This window comes from Quadrisphaera sp. GCM10027208, assembly GCF_042658805.1.
Classification (GTDB): Bacteria; Actinomycetota; Actinomycetes; order Actinomycetales; family SCSIO-59966; genus SCSIO-59966.
In genome coordinates this window covers 24,891-45,444 of the sequence record NZ_JBHSRC010000002.1, presented here as the reverse complement: position 1 = coordinate 45,444, position 20,554 = coordinate 24,891, and the positions used below count along the sequence as shown (strand labels likewise).

Annotated in this window: 21 protein-coding genes; 7 read left to right on the top strand and 14 right to left on the bottom strand. The window is 71.5% G+C overall.

What is annotated here, in order from left to right; genetic code table 11:
* Positions 1 to 3 precede the first annotated feature (3 nt).
* Positions 4 to 1,326, top strand: coding sequence for a cytochrome c oxidase assembly protein (locus ACFP6A_RS03250; protein WP_379602139.1), 1,323 nt, complete (start codon positions 4 to 6; stop codon positions 1,324 to 1,326).
* Between the two features lie 4 nt (positions 1,327 to 1,330).
* Here the strand turns inward: ACFP6A_RS03250 and ACFP6A_RS03245 are convergent, their stop codons facing one another.
* Both ACFP6A_RS03245 and ACFP6A_RS03240 read right to left on the bottom strand, forming a co-directional pair.
* Positions 1,331 to 2,245 carry a cation diffusion facilitator family transporter gene (locus ACFP6A_RS03245; RefSeq protein WP_379601524.1) on the bottom strand — a complete coding sequence of 305 codons (915 nt, stop codon included), beginning with the start codon at positions 2,243 to 2,245 and terminating at the stop codon, positions 1,331 to 1,333.
* On the bottom strand, positions 2,245 to 2,622 hold the full coding sequence (locus ACFP6A_RS03240; protein ID WP_225753215.1) for a helix-turn-helix transcriptional regulator: 378 nt from the start codon (positions 2,620 to 2,622) through the stop codon (positions 2,245 to 2,247). Before ACFP6A_RS03240 ends, ACFP6A_RS03245 begins: the two co-directional genes overlap by 1 nt.
* Positions 2,623 to 2,761: 139 nt before the next feature.
* Here ACFP6A_RS03240 and ACFP6A_RS03235 point away from each other — a divergent pair, with 139 nt between their 5' ends.
* Complete coding sequence (locus ACFP6A_RS03235) at positions 2,762 to 3,754, top strand: cytochrome c oxidase assembly protein (protein WP_379601522.1); 993 nt, start codon at positions 2,762 to 2,764, stop codon at positions 3,752 to 3,754.
* A gap of 10 nt (positions 3,755 to 3,764) precedes the next feature.
* Here the strand turns inward: ACFP6A_RS03235 and lnt are convergent, their stop codons facing one another.
* From lnt to ACFP6A_RS03180, 11 genes are all read right to left on the bottom strand, one after another.
* A complete protein-coding gene (gene lnt / locus ACFP6A_RS03230) occupies positions 3,765 to 5,570 on the bottom strand; it encodes an apolipoprotein N-acyltransferase (RefSeq protein WP_379601520.1) in 1,806 nt (601 codons plus the stop codon).
* A gap of 216 nt (positions 5,571 to 5,786) precedes the next feature.
* Positions 5,787 to 6,770 (bottom strand): c-type cytochrome biogenesis protein CcsB, encoded by a 984-nt coding sequence (gene ccsB, locus ACFP6A_RS03225; RefSeq protein WP_043601953.1) that lies wholly within the window; start codon positions 6,768 to 6,770, stop codon positions 5,787 to 5,789.
* Positions 6,771 to 6,772: 2 nt separating this feature from the next.
* Positions 6,773 to 8,482 (bottom strand): cytochrome c biogenesis protein ResB, encoded by a 1,710-nt coding sequence (locus tag ACFP6A_RS03220; protein ID WP_379601518.1) that lies wholly within the window; start codon positions 8,480 to 8,482, stop codon positions 6,773 to 6,775.
* Complete coding sequence (locus ACFP6A_RS03215) at positions 8,479 to 9,168, bottom strand: DUF305 domain-containing protein (RefSeq protein ID WP_379601517.1); 690 nt, start codon at positions 9,166 to 9,168, stop codon at positions 8,479 to 8,481. Before ACFP6A_RS03215 ends, ACFP6A_RS03220 begins: the two co-directional genes overlap by 4 nt.
* On the bottom strand, positions 9,168 to 9,806 hold the full coding sequence (locus ACFP6A_RS03210; RefSeq protein ID WP_043601961.1) for a DUF3105 domain-containing protein: 639 nt from the start codon (positions 9,804 to 9,806) through the stop codon (positions 9,168 to 9,170). The genes ACFP6A_RS03215 and ACFP6A_RS03210 overlap by 1 nt, the downstream gene beginning before the upstream one ends.
* A gap of 30 nt (positions 9,807 to 9,836) precedes the next feature.
* The gene (locus tag ACFP6A_RS03205) at positions 9,837 to 10,583 is read right to left on the bottom strand and encodes a cytochrome c biogenesis CcdA family protein (RefSeq protein WP_379601515.1); all 747 of its coding nucleotides are present in this window, start codon (positions 10,581 to 10,583) and stop codon (positions 9,837 to 9,839) included.
* Positions 10,580 to 11,131 carry a TlpA family protein disulfide reductase gene (locus ACFP6A_RS03200; protein WP_379601513.1) on the bottom strand — a complete coding sequence of 184 codons (552 nt, stop codon included), beginning with the start codon at positions 11,129 to 11,131 and terminating at the stop codon, positions 10,580 to 10,582. The genes ACFP6A_RS03205 and ACFP6A_RS03200 overlap by 4 nt, the downstream gene beginning before the upstream one ends.
* A gap of 118 nt (positions 11,132 to 11,249) precedes the next feature.
* Positions 11,250 to 11,645, bottom strand: coding sequence for a helix-turn-helix transcriptional regulator (locus tag ACFP6A_RS03195; RefSeq protein WP_149203535.1), 396 nt, complete (start codon positions 11,643 to 11,645; stop codon positions 11,250 to 11,252).
* An 87-nt stretch (positions 11,646 to 11,732) separates the two neighbouring features.
* Entirely contained in the window at positions 11,733 to 12,227 is a 495-nt protein-coding gene (locus tag ACFP6A_RS03190; protein ID WP_013882300.1) for a signal peptidase II, read from the bottom strand.
* Between the two features lie 32 nt (positions 12,228 to 12,259).
* Positions 12,260 to 14,224: a heavy metal translocating P-type ATPase gene (locus tag ACFP6A_RS03185; RefSeq protein ID WP_379601510.1), complete on the bottom strand. Its 1,965-nt coding sequence runs from the start codon at positions 14,222 to 14,224 to the stop codon at positions 12,260 to 12,262.
* A complete protein-coding gene (locus tag ACFP6A_RS03180; RefSeq protein WP_013882302.1) occupies positions 14,221 to 14,610 on the bottom strand; it encodes a metalloregulator ArsR/SmtB family transcription factor in 390 nt (129 codons plus the stop codon). The genes ACFP6A_RS03185 and ACFP6A_RS03180 overlap by 4 nt, the downstream gene beginning before the upstream one ends.
* Before the next feature lie 146 nt (positions 14,611 to 14,756).
* Between ACFP6A_RS03180 and ACFP6A_RS03175 the strand changes: the two genes are divergently transcribed.
* Positions 14,757 to 15,344, top strand: coding sequence for a cadmium resistance transporter (locus ACFP6A_RS03175; protein ID WP_379601509.1), 588 nt, complete (start codon positions 14,757 to 14,759; stop codon positions 15,342 to 15,344).
* A 114-nt stretch (positions 15,345 to 15,458) separates the two neighbouring features.
* Here ACFP6A_RS03175 and ACFP6A_RS03170 read toward each other — a convergent pair whose 3' ends face one another.
* The gene (locus ACFP6A_RS03170) at positions 15,459 to 15,848 is read right to left on the bottom strand and encodes a heavy metal-responsive transcriptional regulator (RefSeq protein ID WP_379601508.1); all 390 of its coding nucleotides are present in this window, start codon (positions 15,846 to 15,848) and stop codon (positions 15,459 to 15,461) included.
* A 96-nt stretch (positions 15,849 to 15,944) separates the two neighbouring features.
* Here ACFP6A_RS03170 and merA point away from each other — a divergent pair, with 96 nt between their 5' ends.
* The 4 genes from merA (at position 15,945) to ACFP6A_RS03150 (ending at position 20,533) form a co-directional block, all read left to right on the top strand.
* The gene (merA, locus tag ACFP6A_RS03165) at positions 15,945 to 17,333 is read left to right on the top strand and encodes a mercury(II) reductase (RefSeq protein WP_379601507.1); all 1,389 of its coding nucleotides are present in this window, start codon (positions 15,945 to 15,947) and stop codon (positions 17,331 to 17,333) included.
* A gap of 374 nt (positions 17,334 to 17,707) precedes the next feature.
* The gene (locus ACFP6A_RS03160; RefSeq protein WP_147794727.1) at positions 17,708 to 18,307 is read left to right on the top strand and encodes a recombinase family protein; all 600 of its coding nucleotides are present in this window, start codon (positions 17,708 to 17,710) and stop codon (positions 18,305 to 18,307) included.
* 7 nt (positions 18,308 to 18,314) lie between these two features.
* Entirely contained in the window at positions 18,315 to 19,718 is a 1,404-nt protein-coding gene (locus ACFP6A_RS03155) for a Mu transposase C-terminal domain-containing protein (RefSeq protein ID WP_379601506.1), read from the top strand.
* Positions 19,715 to 20,533, top strand: coding sequence for an AAA family ATPase (locus ACFP6A_RS03150; RefSeq protein WP_147794725.1), 819 nt, complete (start codon positions 19,715 to 19,717; stop codon positions 20,531 to 20,533). The genes ACFP6A_RS03155 and ACFP6A_RS03150 overlap by 4 nt, the downstream gene beginning before the upstream one ends.
* Positions 20,534 to 20,554: the final 21 nt, after the last annotated feature.

Here is a 20,554-nt window from a genome sequence, read left to right as displayed (position 1 = left end):
AAGATCACGAACCCGAACTACACCACCCCACGGGACTCACCCGACGGGCCCGAGGACCTGACGACGCCCTACGGAACGCTGGTCGTCGCCAAGGTGCTGCTGACCGGAGGCCTGGCGCTCCTCGGCCTGGTGCATCGTCGGGCCGTGATACCTCGCCTCGGGCCGACAGCGTCGGGCCGAGCACCCGGGCTGTTCTGGCGCCTCGTGGCCGTCGAGCTCGCGGTCATGGGCGCTGTGTCCGGTGTCGCGGTCGGGCTCGGCAGCACCGAACCACCCGGCGCCGTGACGGCCAGCGGTAACCTCACCCCGGCCGAGGTCATCACCGGCCATCCGCTGCCGCCGGCCCCGACCGTCGAGCTGTGGCTGACGTCCTTCCGGTGGGACCTGATCATCGCGGCCGGCTGCGCCAGCGCCCTGGTCGTCTACCTGCGGTGGGTGCGCCGCCTGCGTGCTCGCGGGGACCGGTGGCCGCTCACCCGGACGGCGTGTGCCGTCACGGGGCTCGTGCTGCTGGGGTGGGTGACCTCTGGTGGCCCGGCGGTGTACGGGCACGTGCTGTTCAGCGCGCACATGATCCAGCACATGGTCCTGGTCATGGTCGTACCGATCTTCCTGGCCCTGTCGGCGCCTGTGACGCTCGCCGCACGTGCTCTTCCGGTGCGGCACGACGCCTCCTGGGGGCCCCGGGAGTGGCTGCTGCGACTCGTCCACTCGCCCTGGGCGCAGTTCTGGTCGCACCCGGTCGTGGCTGCGGTGAACTTCGCCGGGTCGATGGTGATCTTCTACTACACGCCGGCGTTCGAGTACGCCCTTCGGTGGCAGATCGGAACCGTGCTGATGGTGGCGCACTTCACGCTCGCCGGTTACCTGTTCGTCAACGCCCTGGTCGGCATCGACCCGGGCCCCCGGCGGCCCGCGTTCCCGATCCGCCTCCTGCTGCTCTTCGCGACCATGGTGTTCCACGCGTTCTTCGGCGTCACCTTGGTCATGCAGGAGACCCTCCTTGTCCCTGAGTGGTTTGGGATGCTGGGTCGACCGTGGGGGCCGTCCGCCCTGGACGACCAGCGGGCCGGTGGCGCGATCGCCTGGGGTATCAGCGAGGTGCCGATGCTCGCCCTGGCCATCGGGATCGCCCTTGCGTGGACCAAGGACGACGAGCGCACCGCGAAACGTCTGGACCGCGCCGCGGACCGCAGCGGCGACGCCGATCTGGCCGCCTACAACGCGATGCTCACTCGCATGGCCGAGCGCGCCGACGCCACCGACCCCGGGGGCACGGAGCAACCTGGGTCCCCCAAGCGCTCGGCGGGGACGCCGGTCGATTGAGCGGCTACCAGGTCAGGTCCGAGCACTCGTGCTGCTGCTGAGCCGTTTCCACCTGGAGCGTGGCATGGGCGATGCCGAAGCGATCACGGAGAACGTCCCGGGCACCGGCCAGGACCGCGGCGTGATCCGCGCCGCTGCTCGCGACGAGGTGAGCGGTGGCGACGTTCATCCCGGAGGTCAGCACCCACAGGTGAAGGTCGTGGATGGCGCTCACGCCGGGCACGGCGCTCAGCTCTCGGCTGACGGTCTCCGGGTCGATGCCGACGGGCGCGTGCTGGCCGAGTACCGCGAGGACCTGCCGCCCCAGCGTGATCGCACGCACGATGACGAAGACGGCGATCGCCAGCGCGACGACGAGGTCCCAGACCGGCCGCCCGGTGGCGATGATCAGGACACCGGCGACCATGACGCCGACGGAGCCCGCAGCGTCGGCCACCACCTCGAAGTAGGCGCCCCGGACGTTGAGGCTGTCCTTGGACCCGCTGCGCAGCAGCAGCATGGAGACAAGGTTGATCACCAGGCCCACGAAACCGACCACGAGCATCACGCCCGAGGGCAGGGACGGGTCCTCGCCGATCCGGCTGATCGCCTCGACCACCACGTACACCCCGACACCGAGCATGATCAGCACCGTCAGGCCGGAAGCGAACACTTCCGCGCGGTACGAGCCGTAGGTTCGCCGCCCCGTGGGGTCGGGGCGGGTGGCGATCCGGGTGGCGAGCAGGGCCGCCCCCAGTGCCACGACGTCGGCGGCCATGTGCCCGGCGTCGGAGATCAGCGCGAGCGAGCCGGAGACCAGCCCCGCTGCCAGCTCGACCGCGAAGAACGTCGCGGTCAGGAGGAACGCTCCGGCCAGGCGGCTGCGGTAACGCCCACCAGCGTGCTCCGCGACGGGGCCGTGACCGTGCCCGGCGCCCATCAGCGGCTGCCCTCGTGTCCGGTGTGCTCCCGGCACACGTCCAGCAACATCCGCACGTGGGCGTCGGCCAACCGGTAGTACACCCGTCGGCCCTCACGCCGGTTGTCCACCACCCCCGAGGCCCGCAGCAGACGCATCGTCTGGGACACCGACGCCTCAGGGACCTGCACCGCCGCGGAGATGTCGCACACACACAGCTCACCGGCCTCCAGCAACGCATAGAGGATCTTCGTGCGCCGTACGTCACCGAGGAGTCGGAACAGCTCGGCAAGCGACCCTGCCTCGGCGTCGTCCGGGACGCTGGCGCGGACCAGCGCCACGCGTTGCGACTGCGGATCGCCACCGATGCAGCCGTCCAGCGGCAGGACCCGACCCATGGGCATCTCCTCATCTGCGCGGATCTTCAGATAACGTCACCCTAGCGCGCTGTGGTCGCCCTCGCTTCGCGGCCCGGACGATGGCCTGCAAATCCATCTGGCCGTCGGAAGGAAGCGCACAGACTCGGAGGAGGAGCGGGTGCAGGACGACCCGGGCGTCACGGGGCCGGTGTGGCTGCCGAGCGCACCACCGTCCCTGGAGACGATGCTGGCCCCTACGCTGCAGCCCGTGCCGGTCCTTCCGGTGCTGGCCGCGGTGCTGCTGGTGCTGTACCTGGCGGGCGCGTGCCGGCTGTGGCTGCGAGGGCGGCGCTGGTCGATCGGTGCGACCATCTCGTTCACGGTGGGCTGTGTGGTGCTGGCGCTGGTGACCGGTGCGGGCATCGAGGGGTACGGGCTGCGGCTGTTCTCGGCGTTCATGTTCCAGCAGCTGACGTTGATGATGCTCGTCCCGCCGCTGCTGGTGCTGGGGCGCCCCGGCACGTTGCTGCTGCGCGCGACACCGCACCGGGGGGTGGGCACGGTGGTGCTGGTTACGGCGCGCCGGGCGCTGCGCAGCCGGGTCAGTCGGGTCGTCCTGCACCCGGCGGTGATGGTGCCGTTGTTCCTGCTGGCGTTCTACGGGTTGTACCTGGCCGAGCTCGCCGACCCGTTGCTGCGCACCTGGACCGGGCACCTGGCCCTGGAGGTGGGGTTCCTGGTGGCCGGGTTGCTGTTCACGGTGCCGGTGCTGTCCACCGACCCCTTGCCGATCCGGCAGACGCATCATGGGCGGGCACTGGACCTGGTGCTGGAGATGCCCCTGCACGCGTTCTTCGGGGTGATCGTTATGATGGCCACTGCGCCGATGGTCCCCTTGTTCGCTGCGCCGCCGGCCGGCTGGGGGATCGATCCCCTGCGGGACCAGCAGCTGGCCGGTGGGCTGGCCTGGTCCTACGGGGAGGCGCCGGGACTGCTGATGCTCCTGCTGATCGCCAGCAGGTGGCAGCGCAGCGACACCCAGCGGTCCAGGGCGCGGGACCGGCAGATCGACCGTGACGGCGGCGCCGACGCCGAGCTCGAGGAGTACAACGCCTACCTCGCGCGCTTGAACGGCTCGGGGCCCTCGGGGGCGCCACCTGCACAACTGTGATGGTCGAGATTCACGGGACCGTGGCATCGGACGTTGTCGACACCGCGGTGGTGGTCTTCTCGACGATGTCCTGCCCGAGCCGGACTCCGACGTAGGCCGCGACGGCCATCAGCACGAGGAACCCGACGATCAGGCGCCACTCCAGCCACGAGGGCCACACGCGGGTGACCCACACCCGGCCCGGCACCCGCAGGGCTCGCACCCGCTGGGCCCGCACCCGCAGCGTCGGGGCGTGGTCGTCGGCCGCGGGGAGCCGCCGCGGGAAGGGGCGGCGGCTGCGGTCACGGCCGGGTCGTCGACTGCCTGCCAGCGCACCGCTGACGACAGCGGCCGCCGCCAGGACGTAGACGGCGGTCTGCGGCGTGGTGCCCAGTCGCGCCGCCGGGGTGAGCGTGCTGCGCAGCGGCAGCGAGGCGATGAGCTCCTCATCGGTGAACAGGCCGGTGCGTGCGACGACCGTTCCGTCCGGCCTGATCATGGCGCTGACGCCGACGGTGGAGACCTGGACGGTTGACCTGCCGTGCTCCACCGCGCGGAAGCGGGACATCGCCAGCTGCTGGGTCGACTCCGGAGTGCGCCCGAACGAGGCGTTGTTGGTCGGGATGACGATCAGCTCTGCCCCGTCGAGGACCCCTTCGCGGATGAGGTCTGCGTAGGCGACCTCGAAGCAGATCCCGGTGGCCAGGCGCACGTCACGTCCAAGCGCGTCGATCCACACGTCCATGACGGCGGGGTCGCCGCCGGCTGCCATGTCCGTGGCGACCCGGTCGACGAGCGGAGTGAGCTGGCGGAAGAACGCGCGGAAGGGGACGTACTCCCCGAAGGGCACCGGGTGCTGCTTGGCGTAGGCGTCGCCACTCCCCGCACCGGCGGTCCAGGTGATGATCTCGTTGTAGCGGATGTCCTGCCCTTTGGGGAACCGCTGGGTCCCGAGCAGCAGTGGGGCGCCGACCGCTGCGGCGGCGCGGTCCACGGTCGAAGCCTGCGCCGGGTCGGTGCGGGGGTCGATGTCGGCGGCACTCTCCGGCCACACCACCAGGTCCAGCTGGCGCCCTCCGGCGGTCGCCGCGAGCCGCTCGGTGCCTTCTGCGTGGTTGGCCGTGACGTCGCGGGCCTGCTCGGCCCAGTCGGCGCCCTGCTGCGGGACGTTGCCCTGGACGGCTCCGATCAGCAGTGAGCCGCTCTCCTGGCCGGCGTTCAGGGGAAGCAGGCCCGGGGCGCCGACCAGGAGCGCCGCAGCGAGCAGCGCCCGAGCCGCGGCCGTCACCGCAGTGCGGCGCAGGTACTGCAGCGCAAGCGCCATCAGCGCCCCGGTCGCGGCGACGATCGCGGAGACCAGGACCTCCCCGCCGTAGGGCGCGAGTCGCAGCACGGGCGCCTCGGTCTGGGAGAAGGCCAGGAAGCCCCACGGGAAGCCCCCGAACGGCCAGGAGCCGCGGACCTGCTCGATGGCGACCCACAGCACGGCTGCGGTGGCTGCCTGGGCGAGCGGGCGGCCGGTGATCCAGACGGCTCTGCGCGCGTAGGCCCACAGTGCGCCGAAGGCGGCGACGTACAGCGCTTGGAACACGCTGAGCGCGACCCACGGCAGCACCGATCCGGTGGCCTGCAGTGCCCAGTGCACCAGCGGCAGGAAGAAGGCCAGGCCCCAGACCAGGCCGATGCCTGCGGCGCGGACCGGTGGTGCGCCGCGCATCGCCAGCAGCAGGCACGCCATGCCGGCGTAGGCCAGCGGCCACCATCCCCGGTCAGGAAACGCGAGACTCGTCGCCCAGCCACCCACGCCTGCTCCGACCAGCGCCAGCCCGGGCGCCATGCGGCCAGGTGGCAAGGCGCCACCGGCGCGGCGTTGCGCCTCGATGCGCTCGACCCCCCGGACGGGAGCGGCGTGAACACGAGGGTCCCCACCGGCCGCAGCAGCTGGACCAGACCCCCTGGCCGAGGAGGAGGCTCCGTAGGATCGTGTGCTCACCGGCGCGTCCCGGTTGGGTCGTCCCCCACCCTCCGGCTGCGCACCGGCATCGGCCGCTCCTCAGACGCCGGCATAGGAGTGCAGGCCGGTGATGAACAGGTTCACGCCGACGAAGTTGAACAGGAATGCGGCGTATCCGGCCAAGGCGAGCCACCCGGCCTTCCTTCCGCGCCACCCGGCGGTGGACTGGGCGTGCAGGTAGGCGGCGTAGAGCACCCAGGTGATGAAGGCCCAGGTCTCCTTGGGGTCCCAGCCCCAGTACCGACCCCAGGAGTCCTCGGCCCAGATCGCGCCGGCCAGCACGGCGAACGTCCACACCGGGAAGGCGAACACGTGGGCGGTATGAGCCACGCGTTCCAGGGCGGCGGCTGCGGGCAGTCGCCCGGCGTAGCCCCGGGTGGCCTCTCCGTCGGCGTCGCGCGCGGCAGCGTGGCGGCGCAGCAGGTACAGGCCGGTTGCGGCGGCCCCGACGGTGAAGACGCCACCGGCGATGATGGCCGCCGCGACGTGGACGACCAACCAGTAGGAGTTCAGCGCCGGGACCAGGTCCCCCGCGGGGGTGTACAGCACCGTCACGGCAAGCCCCAGGCACAAGGTGACCAGCGCGAGGATCCACACACCCAGGTCCCGCACCGGCTGGCGTCGCAGGAACACCAGATAGGCGGCCGTGGCGGCCAGTGTGGCGGCGGCCGTGAACTCGTACATGTTGCCCCACGGCGCGCGGCCCGCCGCCAGGCCCCGGGCCACGACCCCGGCCAGGTGCAGCACGAACGCGAGCGTGGTCAGTGCCGCAGCGATCCGCTCCGTGCGACGCGCGGCTGCATCGCGGATCCCAGGCGGGGCCGCGGAGGCCGGCGACTGGGGGGCGAGCACGGCGCCATGTCTGCCGGCGGCGACCGGCTCAAGGCGAGGCGCGTCGTCCGCTGCCGGGCGAGATCGGCGCGCGGCCTGGTAGGCGTAGGCGAGCATCGCCAACGCGTAGACCGCGATGGCGCTGTAGATGAGCCGGTCGCTCAGCTCGGCCAGGAGGGTGGGGGTGGGCATCTTCAATCCTCTCGGTCGTGCGGGGCAGTGCCGTTGCCGGCCGGTTCGGCGCCTGGCAGGGCGGCGAGCAGCGACGAGAGCTCGCCGGGGACCGGCTCACGTCGGGTCAGGGCGTAGCTGGCTGCCTCGACGGTCACGGGGCCGCCTGCGGACGCTGCGGTGACACGGACCCAGACCCGGCGTCGGCGGACCGCCAGTGAGGCCGTCAGGCCCAGCAGGAGGGCGACCGCGGCGACCAAGGAGAGCTCCTTGCCGGGGTCGTAAGCGATCTGAAAGTTCGCGAACCGCGAGACCGACTCGAACGTGAGGGTCCCCTGCCCGTCGGGCAACGTCATCGACTCACCGGGTCGCAGAGCGCGCGCAAACGGCTCGCCCCCGTCCATGACCTGGCTCAGATCGGTCTTGTCCAGGCGGAAGACCGACTGCGGTGCGCCGTCGCCCAGACCGAGGTCACCGGTGTAGGCGGTCAGCAGCAGCTGGGGATCGACCAGGTCCGGGTACAGCGATCGAGGCCCGGCCTCGGGGTCGACGGAGGCAGTGGGAAGGAAGAACCCTTCGAACCCCAGCTGGGTCGGCTGCCCGTCTGGGACCTTGATCACGCCCTCGGAGGACAGGTTTCCGTCGAAGGGCACGAACACCACCGGCCCGGAGAACACCGTCTGACCGCGGCCATCGGTGACGCTGACCACCGGGGCGTAACCGTGGCCAGTGAGGAACATCTTGGTCCCCTCCACCTGCAGCGGGTGGTTCACCTCGACGGTGACCTTCTGCGCGTCGCCGCCGGGCGTGCGCAGCACAGTCAGGTCGGCCTGGAACTCCCGGGCGCTACCGCGTTGGGGGCCGGCCGTCTCGAACCTGGCGGTGAAGTCGTCCAGCGTGACCGAGAACGGACTCAGCGTCTCGGCGTCAGTCAAAGGCCCAGGGGTGAACTCGTCGTACTGCAGCCGCGTGTTCGTGAAGGAAGCACCTTCCACGACGATCACCCGGCCCTCGAAACCGAAGAGCGACCCGATCGCGACACCGAAGAGCAGCACCAGCAGCGACAGGTGGAACACCAGGTTGCCGGCCTCGCGCAAGTACCCCTTCTCTGCCCGCACGGAATCGTCGTCGACAACGACGCGGAACCTCCGTGCCCTCAGGTGAGACGCGGCCGCCTGCAGGACCTGCGCCCGTTCGGCGGCCACGGTCGTACGACGGTGGCCGTCCAAGCGCGCGAGATTGGTCGGCGCCGGTGGGGGTTCGGCGCGTGTCGACCGCCACAGGCGCGCGGCGCGCGGCAGGACGCATCCAGTCATGGACACCATGAGCAGTAGGTAGATCGCGGCGAACCAGGGCGAGGAGTACACCTCGAAGAACCCCAGCCGGTCCAACCACGGACCTACCACCGGGTTGTCGGCCACGAAGCGGGTCACGGCGCCGGGATCGAACGCGACCCCCCGCTGGGGAAGCAGCGACCCGGGCACGGCGGCCAGGGCCAGAGCCAGCAAGAGCAGCACCGCGGTCCGCATGGACGTCAGCGTCCGCCACGCCCACCGGCCCCATGCCCGCAGCCCCTGCCCCGTCGGGCGCGGTGGCATCGCCATCACCCCAGTGCGCGCCGCCTCCTCAAGACGGTCACTGACCGCAGCATCCTCGAGCGCGTCCCCGATTGGCCGGGATCCTGCGGCCTCGGCGACGGCGCTGCCGGGCCAGGCGTCGATTGGCTCGGTCACTGGCCCGTCGACACGGCTTGCCGCGCGTCGAGCATGTCGTTGAGTACCGCGAGCTCGGCGGTCTGGGAGCTGACGATCGCCTGCGCCAGACGACGGACGTCGTCGTCCTCGACCAGGTCGAGCGCCGCCTGAGCCATGGCCACGCCGCCTTCATGGTGCGCCACCATGAGCCGCAGGTACAGCACCTCGGCGTCGACCCCTCCTGCGTCGGCGAGCCTGCCCAGGTCCGCATCGCTCGCCATCCCGGGCATAACCGTGTCGGACCCCGGCGCCGCGGTCGCGTCAGCACCGTGCTCAATGGGCCCCATGCCGGAGTCGGTTTCGCTCATCCATTGCATCGGCGCGGCCAGGCTGGCCTGCGGCATGTCCCACTGCTCCAGCCAGCCGTACATCTGCCCAGCCTGCTGCTGCTGGGTGAGCATGATGTCCAGCGCCAGGGACCGGACCTCGGGGTCCTCCGTGGCGTCACGCACCATGGTGGACATCTGCACCGCCTGGGCGTGGTGCGCCTGCATGTCGCGGGCGAACCCGGCCTCGGCTGACCCCTCGGCCGGCTGCGGGACAGGTTCCCCTCCACTGGTGAGGGCCGAGCCGGCGACCAGGCCGGCGACTCCGACTACGGCGGCCACGAGGATCACCACCGCAGCGGTCGGGATCCTGCGCGGCGCGGTAGCGTTCTCGCTCATCAGGCGTCCACCCCACCGGTGCACGGCGCACCTGGCTCCGGTGTCTGCTCACCCTGCTGGTACTTGACCAGGAACTGCTCCAGGCGCGGGTCATCCGCCGTCTCCAGCGCCAGCTGGGTCCCCCAGGCGCTGGCCACCACCGGCTCCTCGGGCAGCCCATCGAACGGACTGAGCAACACGTACGCGTTGCCGTCGGCCAGGTCGGCCAGCCGCTGCACCTGCTCGGCCGGCAGGTCCGAGCTGTAGGTGATCCACACGGCACCGTGCTCCAAAGAGTGCACCCCGAGCTCGCTGGGGATCGGCTCGGTGTACGTCCCGCAGTTCGCCCACGTGCCCGCGTGGTCGCCACCGACCGGAGGCGTCTGCTCGTACTGCACCGGCTGCTGGACGTGGCCGGCTGACAGGTCGCTGAAGGTCGCGACGCCTTCGATCTCCCCCGAGGCCGCGTCGGCGACTTCGGCGGCGCGCCGCTGCTCGCCGACGAGCACGATGGTCGTCGCTCCGATGAGGACCCCGGCCACGAGCACGCTCGTGCCGGTGATGACCGCCGTGCGGCGGCGTTCGGCGCGCCGCTGCTGCTCGCGGATCTCGGTCAGCCGGGCAGCGCGTTCAGCCGCTTCCTGCTTACGGTTCACCATCAGTGGGCGCCTTTCGTTTGTCGACGTCGTTCACAGAACTGTGGTGTAGCCCGAGATCGTGGACTGCAGGCCGCGCATGAGGTGGTCCCACACCCCGGTGGCCAGCAGCAGACCCGTGGTGATGAGAATGACCGCACCAGCGCGTTTGATCCCCACGGTGTGCCGGCGGGCCCAGTCGGTCGCGGTCAGTGCCCGGCGCATGCCCAGACCGACCGCGATGAACGGAAGGCCGAGACCGGCGGCGTAGACGCCGGCCAGCACCGCCCCCCGCCCGGCGCTGGCCTCGGTGAACGCCAAGGTCTGCACCGTGGCGAGGGTCGGGCCCAGACACGGTGTCCAACCCAGCCCGAAGGTGACACCCATCAGCGGGGCGCCGACCAGGCCCGACTTGGGACGCAGCCGCGGCAGCATCTGGCGCTGGGATCGGGGCAGCCAGCCTGCGAAGACCAGCCCCATGACCACGACCACGACGCCCAGGACACGGGTGAGCACCGCTTGCGAGGACTGCAGCGTCGCGCCCAGACCGCCGAAGAGGGCCCCGTAGGCGACGAAGACGGAGGCGAACCCCAGGATGAACAGGGCAGTACCCGCCACCACCGGACGTCGCCGCGTCGCGACGCCCTCATCGAGCAAGGGGCCGCCAGCGACGTAGGACACGTACCCGGGCACCACGGGCAGCACGCACGGGGACACGAAGGAGACCAGCCCCGCCAGGGCCGCGACGGCCATGGCCGCCAGCATCGGGCCGGTCGCGACCAGGTCCTGGACCGCGCTCACGACGACCCAGGGGTCGGCTCGGCCAGGACCGTGTCCACCAGCGCGGTCAGGGTCGACTCCTGCACCGCGCCGAGGACGCGCGCCGCCGGCCTCCCGTCACGGTCCAGGAGCAGGGTCACCGGGACCCCGGCTCCGGGGAGGTGCTCGGCCAGGCTCAGCAGGGCCTTTCCATTGCTGTCGTCGATGCTCGGGTAGCTGATCCCGTAGCTCTCCTCGAACGCGATCGCCGCGGCCGAATTGTCGCGCACGTTGATCCCGACGAACCGCACCCCCTGGTCCGCGTACGCAGCCGATGTGGCGGCCAGGATCGGTGCCTCCTCACGGCACGGCGCACACCACGAACCCCACACGTTGATCACCACGACATCACCGCGCCATGCGGCGATGTCGATCGCCTCACCAGTCAGCCCGGTTCCCGACAGCGTCACCGGTTCGCCTCGGTCCTCGGGCGCGTACTCCGTCACCGTCCTGTTGCCCGCAGCCACCGAGGGCCCTTCTGCCGCCGCGTCTTGGCCAGCCGACAGGAAGCCGGTGAGCTGGACCGCCACCACGCCTGCAGTGACGAGGACCAGGACCAGGAGGATCACCCGCGGGCCGGTCAGTGGCCGGCGCGGCCGTGCCCGTGCGGGCGATCCCTGGACCGGAGGTCCGCCGGCCGCGGTCGGCTCATCCACGAGCGGTGATCAGCTCGGACGGCTCCGCCCACAGACTCTCACCCGGTGCGGCGACGCCCAGGGCGTCCAGTAGCGCCGCGCCCTGGGAGGTCAGCCGGCACATGACCAGCTTGCCGTGCCGGCGGGAGGTCACCAGGCCGGCGCGGCGCAGAACGCGCAGGTGGTGCGAGACCAGGTTCGGCGCGGCGCCGACGACCCACGCCAGATCGCAGACGCACAGCTCGGCCCCGAGGGCCAGGGCCGTTGCCGTGCGAAGGCGCACCGGGTCCGCCAGTGCCTTGGCAGTAACCGCCATCGCCTGGGAGCGGTGCGCCTTCGGCAGGGCTGCGCGGACCGACTCGGCGCGCGCCACGTCCAGGCACAGCAGGTCGCACGCCTCGGCCGTCATGCGGTCATGGTAGCGAGCGTTGATGTGAGCACCGGCCGCCGATCGTGCTGGTGGTCAATACCGACGCGAGGCCCGCGCGAGTGCCACTCACCCGATCCCGCTCGTGCCGTCCCCGCTCGGTGTTGCGGGTGTCGGGTGGCGCAGGGTGACCAGCACCAGCAAAGCGACGCCGGTGACGATGGCGGTGTCGGCGATGTTGAAGGTCGGGAACCACCCGCTGTGCAGGTAGTCGGTGACGACCCCGTCCCCGGCCCGGTCCACGACGTTCGCGATCGCCCCACCCAGGACCAGGGCGAGGGCAGGCAACCGCCCGCGCGAAAGAGCGGCGCCGGTCCGCCAGGCGACCACACCGACCGCAGCGGTGACGAGCGCGGTGATAGTGAGCACGAGCCAGGTCGGGACGCCAGCCCCGACGGAGAATGCCACCCCCGCGTTGTAGGCCAACCTCAGCTCGACCGGACCCAAAGGGATGACCCGCTCCTGCAGCGAACCCACTGCCCAGGCCTTGACGCCCAGGTCGACAGCGGCCAACGCAGCAGCGCCCAGCCCTGCCGCCAGGCGCCGCCGCGTCGGGCTGGCCAAGCCCCGTTTCTCCTCCCTTGCGGTGCCAGCGGTCACCGCGTAGCCAGCGCCGGACGCTCGACGGCCGCAGCAGTCCCCGTGATGGCCTGCGGCAGTGGGCGAGGGCGGCCTGCGCGGACGCCGTTGGCGATCACTACGACCTCGGCCACCTCGTGCACGAGGACCACGGCGGCCAGGCCCAGGACACCGGTCAGGGCCAGGGGCATGAGCACGATGATGATCGCGAGGGACAGGCCGACGTTCTGGAGCATGATGCGCCTGGCCCTGCGGGCGTGGGCGAACGCCTGGGGCAGGTGACGCAGGTCCTCACCCATGAGCGCGACGTCGGCGGTCTCGATCGCCACGTCGGTGCCCATCGCTCCCATCGCGATGCCGAGGTCGGCGGTCGCCAGGGCGGGGGCGTCGTTGACGCCGTCGCCGACCATCGCGGTGCGGCGCTGGGTGCGCAGCTGGGCGACCAGTGCGGCCTTGTCCTCCGGGCGCAGGTCCGCGTGGACCTCGTCGATGCCCACTTCGCGGGCCAGGGCGGTCGCGGTCAGGGTGTTGTCGCCGGTGAGCATGGTGACGTGGTAGCCATCGCGGCGCAGCTGGGCCACGACCTGCGCGGCCTCGGGCCGGAGCTCGTCGCGCACGGCGACCGCGCCGAGCACCGTGCCGTTCTCCTCGATCAGGACGGCGGTCGCGCCGGCCTGCTGCATCCGCTCCACCTCAGCGGCCAACGACCCGGCGTGGACCCAGCCCGGTCGCCCGAGCCGGACCGGCCGACCCTCGAACGTCCCGGTGAGGCCCGCCCCCGGGACGGCCTGCACGTCGCTGGCAGGGCTGACCGCGGGGACGGCGGCCAGGATGGCCCGTGCCAGGGGGTGCTCGCTGCGTGCTTCGAGGGCGGCCGCGACCTGCAGGACGCGCTCCTGGGTGCGGCCGGGCGCGGCGACGACGGCCACGACGGTAGGGGCATTGCGGGTCAGGGTCCCGGTCTTGTCCAGGGCGACCCCGCGGATGGCACCGAGGGCCTCCACGGCCGCGCCGCCCTTGATGAGCACACCCTGCTTGGAGGCGGCCCCGACGGCGGCGACCACGGAGACCGGCACGGAGATCGCCAGGGCGCACGGGGACGCTGCGACGAGCACGACCAGGGCCCGCTCGATCCACGTGCCCGGGTCGCCCAGCAGGCTGCCGACGACGGCGATGAGCGCCGCGGCGATCATCACACCGGGCACCAGCGGCTTGGCGATGCGGTCCGCCAGGCGTTGGGCTTCGCCCTTGCGGGACTGCTCGGCCTCGACGATCCGCACGATCCGCGCCAGGGAGTTGTCCTGCGCGGTGGTGGTCACCTCCACCTCGAGGACGCCGGATCCGTTGATCGACCCCGCGTAGACGTTCTGCCCAGGTCCGGCCTCCACGGGCACCGACTCACCGGTGATCGCCGAGACGTCCAGGGCGGTGCGACCGGTGCGGATGATCCCGTCGGTGGCGACCCGCTCCCCGGGCCTGACCACCATCAGGTCCCCCATGCCCAGCTCAGCCGGAGCCACCGCGGTCTCTGCACCGTCGCGCAGCACCGTCGCGGTAGCGGGCACGAGGTTCAGCAGCGCCCGCAGGCCGCGGCGGGTGCGGGCCAGGGAGTACTCCTCCAGGCCCTCGCTGATGGAGAACAAGAACGCCAGCGCGGCCGCCTCGGCGACCTCACCGAGCAGCACCGCGCCGATCGCGGCGATCGTCATCAGGGTCCCGACGCCGATCTTGCCCTTGACCAGTCGCCCGATCGTGCTGGGGACGAACGTCCACCCGCCGACCAGCAGCGCCACCCAGTTCAGCACCGTCGCAACGGCGGACTGATCCCTGGACCCTGCGACCAGGCCCGCCACGAGCAGCACGCCGGCGACGGCGGCGAAGCGGAGCTCGCTGACCTCCCACAGCCGCTCGGCCTCGTGCTCCTCGGCTTCCTCGCCGCCGGGGGTGGTCTCGTCGTCGCTGCAGCCGCAGGCGTCGCTCATCGTGCACTCTCCTTGGCGATCGGGTCAGAGGTGGTGGGACTTGCGTAGGTGGGGCACAAGGCCACAGCGTTGCCGGTCGCGGCCAGCAGGCCCTCGGCCACAGCGAGAAGGTCCATCAGCTCCGGGCGGGTCAGGTGGTAGACCGACGCGCGTCCCTGCGCGCGGTAGTCGACCAACCCGCAGTCCCGCAGGCAGGCCAGGTGTGAGGACACGGTGGACTGGCTCAGGCCCAGCTCGGTGCACAGGTCCACGACCCGCGCCTCGCCCCTCGCCAGGCGGCGCACCAGCGCCAGGCGCGTCGGGTCGCCCAGGCCTCGGAACAACGCCCCTGCGGGCGCGAGCTCGGCCCGGCCACTTACATCAGGACTTGCGGTGATCATCGGCATGGGTCGATGCTAGCGCCTATCGGGTGTGGGTTCGACCCGGTCGGGCTCTGGAGGCTGCTGTGTCCGATCTATCGGCCGCCCCGGCCACAGCCGCGAGTAGCGCGCGGGCCTCGCACCGCAACCAACCGAAAGGCCCCTCGAAGGACTTGGCCGTAGCCGTCCTGCAGGCCGTCGGTCTGTTCCTCGTGACCAACATCGACGACATCATCGTGCTCTCACTGTTCTTCGCCCGCGGCGCCGGCGCCCCAGGCACCACCGCCAAGATCGTCGCCGGGCAGTACCTCGGCTTCGGCGCCATCCTCATCGCCTCCGTCCTGGTCGCACTCGGTGCCAACGCCTTCCTGCCTGAAGACGCCATCGCCTACTTCGGACTCATACCCCTGCTCCTGGGCCTCTACGCCGCCTGGCGGGCCTGGCGTGGCCGCGACGACGACGGTGACGACCCGGGCAAGGCCGTCGCCGTCTGGACCGTCGCAGCGGTCACCTTCGCCAACGGCGGCGACAACATCGGCGTCTACGTCCCGGTCTTCCTCACCGTCGGCCCCGCCGCGACCGCCGCGTACGCCGTCGTGTTCCTCGCCCTGGTCGCCGTGCTCGTCCTGGCCGCCAGGTACGTCGCCACCCGACGACCCATCGCCGAAGTCCTCGAACGCTGGGAACACGTCCTGTTTCCCCTCGTCCTGATCGGACTGGGCATCGTCATCCTCCTCGAGGGCGGCGCCTTCGGGCTGTAGAGCCGTTGGCCGTTCCCGGTGGCGGCGGAGAAGGTCATCGTCGGCGGGCGATTGCCGGTCACGGTTCTCGGCCGCCCCCTGGCCTGCTGCCGATGCGCGGACGGCGGTCGCGGCTCAGAGGTACCGACAGACGTCGGTCGGGTCGCAGGCCCCGGGGTCAGGTGCGGCGGCGGCGTCTCGCAGCTCGGTGACGTTCTCGCGGAGCGCCTGAAGGTCCGCGATCTGGCGGTCGAGCTGGTGGACGCGGCTGTCGAGCAGCTCGCGGACGTGGTGGCAGGGCGCCGCACCGGCGTCTCGTACGTGCAGCACCTCTCGGATCTGGGCCAGGGTCAGGCCGGCGGCCTGACCCTGGCGGATGAAGTTCAGTCGCTGGAGGGTCGCGGGCTCGTAGTCGCGGTAGCCGGTGGTGGTGCGCTCGGGCGCCGGGAGGAGCCCTGCCTGTTCGTAGTAGCGCAGCGTCTTGGTCGTGGTGCCGCTCGCCTGGGCCAGCTCTCCGATGCGCACGTCTTGTCCTCCCGCCACCCTGCCGGTCTTGACCTTCCAGTGCGCTAGAAGGTCCAGGCTGGCACCTGGACCGGGACCGACGACGAAGGATGTGGCATGAGCGCGGGCTATGACGTGGACCTGGCGGTGGTCGGCTCCGGTGGTGCGGCGATGGCGGCTGCGATCACCGCTCGGCAGGCTGGGCACACCGTGGTCCTGATCGAGCGCGGCGTTCTCGGTGGGACCTGCGTGAACATCGGCTGCGTGCCGTCCAAGACGCTCCTGGCGGCCGCCGGCGCCCGACACTCCGCCCTGACCAATCCCTTCGACGGCGCTCCCACGTCCGCAGGTGGCGTGGACCTACGAGCGCTGGTTCACCAGAAGGACGAGCTGGTCGAGCGCATGCGCAGTACGAAGTACGCCGACGTCGCCGCCGCCTATGCGTTCGAGGTCGTGCCTGGGCACGCCAGGTTCCTCGATCGCGACACGCTCGCGGTCGACGGCGAGCCGCTGCGCGCCCAGGCGTACGTGGTGGCCACCGGGGCCGCGCCGGCGGTGCCCGAGCTGGCGGGTCTGGACAGCGTGGACTGGTTGACGTCGACGACGGCCATGGAACTCGAGCAGGTGCCGAGGTCCCTGGTGGTGATCGGTGGCGGCTACGTCGGGCTCGAGCAGGCGCAGCTCTTGGCCCGTCTCGGTGCGAGGGTGTCCCTGGTCGGGCGCGTGGCCCCCCGGGCCGAGCCGGAGCTGGCCGAACGCCTGCGTGCGGTCTTTGCCGAGGACGGCATCGGTGTCCTCGAGGAGCACGCCGTCGCCGTCTCGGTCGACGGAGGCGAGGTCGTCGTACGGGCCGCCTCGGGTGCTGCCGTCCGCGCAGAACGGCTGCTGATCGCCACCGGTCGCACGGCCCGCACCGACGGGCTGGGGCTCGCCGCAGCCGGCGTCGACGTCGACGAGCGGGGTTTCGTCGTCACGGATGAGTTCCAGCGCACGACCAACCCGCGCGTCTACGCCGCAGGCGACGTGTCCGGTGCCCCGCAGTACGTCTACGTCGCCGCCGCCGCAGGCCGCGCCGCCGCCACCAACGCACTGACCGGCCCGGACGGTCCTGGGGCGCGGGTCGACTACACCGGCCTGCCCACCGTGGTCTTCACCAACCCCCAGCTCGCCTCGGCCGGGCTGAGCGAGAAGGAGACCCTCGAGCGCGGCCACGACTGCAGGTCCCGAGTACTGAACCTCTCAGAGGTCCCGCGCGCCCTGGTCAACCGCGACACCCGAGGGGCCGTGAAGATCGTCGCCGACGCCACAACAGGCAAGGTCCTGGGGGTGCACGCCCTCGCCGACGGTGCCGGCGAGATCATGCTCGCCGCGACCTACGCCATCAGAACCGGCATGACGGTCGACGACCTCGCAGACACCTGGGCGCCCTACCTGACCATGGCCGAGAGCCTGCGGATCGCCGCAGGGCTGTTCCGCAACCATTTGCCGACGTCCTGCTGCGCCTGACCGGTCCAGCGCCCTCGACGCCCCCGCTGTCATTCCGGCCGCGCTATGTGCTGACCGCACCAAACCCGGCACTGTCGCCCGCGACCCGGATGCTGTGGCCAGCTTCGGCCCCATGCCGCCGAGCTCAGCCACACGCCCGGTTCTACACCTGGCGGCGGCTGGGCGCTCTGGGCCGCCCGCCGTTCCGCGCTGAGCCGAACCAGGCGCTGCCGCCGACCGTCTCACGCCATCGCCGGAAACGAACGATTCCGCTACACGCGCCGGAGGGCCGGGCGGCGCGCGTCGTCGACGAGGCGCCTGATGTAGCGGAACTGCGTGCCGAAAACTACGGCGCGATACTTCCCGTGTCGGACGGGTTTCGCTACGGTCGACGCGTGGGGCATCTCCTGGGGTACGCGCGCGTGTCGACAACCGATCAGGACGCGTCGCTGCAGGTCGATGCGCTGACCAAGGCCGGGTGCTACCGGGTGTTCGTCGACACCGGCTCCGGGTCGCTGCAGCACCGGCCGGAGCTGGACAAGCTGCTGGACCAGCTGCGCCCGGGGGACACCCTGGTGGTGTGGCGGCTGGACCGGCTCGGCCGGTCGATCCGCCACCTGATCGACCAGCTGCAGGTCCTGGCCGACCGCGGCGTGGGGTTCCGGTCGTTGCAGGAGACCATCGACACCACCTCCCCAGGCGGACGGTTGGTGTTTCACGTCTTCGCGGCACTGGCCGAGTTCGAGCGCGACCTGATCCGAGAGCGCACCAACGCCGGCCTGGCGGCCGCTCGTGCTCGGGGCCGCAGCGGTGGGCGGCCGTCGGCGTTGTCCGCGGACCAGGTCCGGGCGGCCCGACGGATGTATGAGCAGAAGGACATGACCGTCGCCCAGATCGGGCAGGTGCTCGGCGTCTCCCGCACCACCATCTACCGGGCCCTGAACCGCGCGCCCGCCGCAGCGGCCCCGTCACGACGAGCCACGAGCGCCGTGTAGGCCGGCCGTGGACGCGGACGGGCGGTGGCGGATCCTGCGGCTGCATGTCGAGGACCAGGTCCCGCTCGCCGCGCTGGCCCGTCACCACGGCCTGGGAGTGCGCACGCTGGAACGCTGGCATGCCCGCTACCGCGCCGGCGGCCTGTCGGCCCTGGGCCGAGTGCCGCGGGCGGACGCGGGCGGGCATCACCTGCCGGCGGACCTCATCGCGCTAATCGAAGGGCTCGGGCTGACCCGGCCCCGCCCACCGATCGCCGCGATCCACCGGACGGTGGTGAAGGTCTGCGCCGGCACCGCGTGGCCGGTCCCGTCCTACGGCGTCGTCCGGTCGATCATCACCGCCCTGGACCCCGGCATGGTCACCCTCGCCCTCGAGGGAGCAGGCTCCTACCGGGACAAGTACGAGCTCGCGTTGCGGCGGACGGCCGACCGCCCCAACGCGATGTGGCAGGCCGACCACACCTTGCTGGACATCGTGCTCGTCGGCACGGACGGCAAGCCGGCCCGGCCGTGGCTGACCGTCGTGATGGACGACTGCTCCCGCGCGATCTGCGGCTACACGGTCTTCTTCGGTGCGCCGTCAACGATGCACACCGCCCTGGCGCTACGGCAGGCGATCTGGCCCAAGGCCGACCCCCGGTGGCCGATGTGCGGCATCCCCGACCTGTTGTACGTCGACCACGGGTCGGACTTCACCAGCGACCACCTGGCCCGCACCGCCGTCGACCTGCACATCCGCCTGATCCACTCCGCCGTCGCGCGACCCCAAGGGCGAGGCAAGGTCGAGCGCTTCTTCGGCACGGTCAACACCGAGCTGCTCACCACCCTGCCCGGACACCTCCACAGCGGCGCGGAGCGCTGGCCCGCGCCAGCCCTGTCCTTGGCTGACCTCGACGCCGCCGTCGGGGCGTTCGTCCTGGACTACAACGACCGCGCCCACGGCGAGCTCGGCGTCTCGCCGCGGTCGGCGTGGATCGCCGACGGCTGGCTGCCACGCCTTCCCGACAGCCTCCAGGCGCTGGACGGGCTGCTGCTGACCGTGGCCCGATCCAGGACGGTGCGCCGCGACGGCATCCACTTCCAAGGCATGCGCTACATCTCACCGACCCTCGCCGGCTTCGTCGGCCGCCCCGTGGTCATCCGCTACGACCCCAGAGACATCACCGAGATCCGCGTCTTCGACCACGACCAGTTCCTGTGCACCGCCGTCGATCAGGAACACCACGCCAAGCAGATCAGCCTCAAGGACGTCCAGGCCGCCCGCAACGCCCGTCGCCGCGCCCTGCGCCGAGGCATCAACGAGCGGATCGCCGTCGTCGCCGCCCACACCCCCGACGCCCCTGCCAGGCCCGTGCCGCCGCGCGTGCCGACCGTGGCGCGGCTCAAGGTCTACAAGGAGGACCTCAGGTGAGCGAACGCTTCATCGTCACCAAGGAGCACCGCCGCTTCACCGAGTTCGCCGACTCCGTCCGGCGCGGGCGCACCATCGGGCTGTGCTTCGGGCCGGCCGGGGTCGGCAAGACCGTCTCCGCACGCCGCTACGCCCACTGGGACCAAGCCCACGAGCTGCTCACCGACTGGGGCCCGCGCTGCGATGACGACGCCAAGATCTACGCCGCGCTGGCCAAGAACCGCACCGCCCTGTACACCCCCGGGGTCCTGACCACCCCGCGGCTGCTGCGCGAGGACCTGGACCGGATCATCACGCGCACCAGCATCTGCATCCAGCAGCACGTCGAAGCCCCCGACCGCATCCCCTTGGACCGGTGGGGCACCCGGCGCACCACCAACTACGTCCAGCTCGTCATCGTCGACGAGTCCGAACGCCTGAGCCCCACCGCGCTCGAGCTCCTACGGGACCGCTACGACCGCGACCAGATCGCCCTGATCCTCATCGGCATGCCCGGGCTGGAGAAGCAGTTCAGCCACTACCCCCAGTTCTACAGCCGCGTCGGCTTCGCCCACCAGTACCGGCCCCTGAGCACCGACGAGATGCTCTTCGTCCTCCAACGCCACTGGCGCTCCCTGGGCAAGACCCTCAACCCCGACGACTTCACCGACGCCCAGACCATCGCCGCGATCAGCCGCATCACCCGCGGCAACTTCCGCCTCCTGGAGCGACTCTTCCCCCAGATCGAACGCGTCCTGAAGATCAACGAGCTGCAGACCATCACCAACGACGTCGTCGAAGCCGCCGCCAGCACCCTCGTCATCGGAGTCAACTAACCGTGCCCCTGAGCGGCTGAA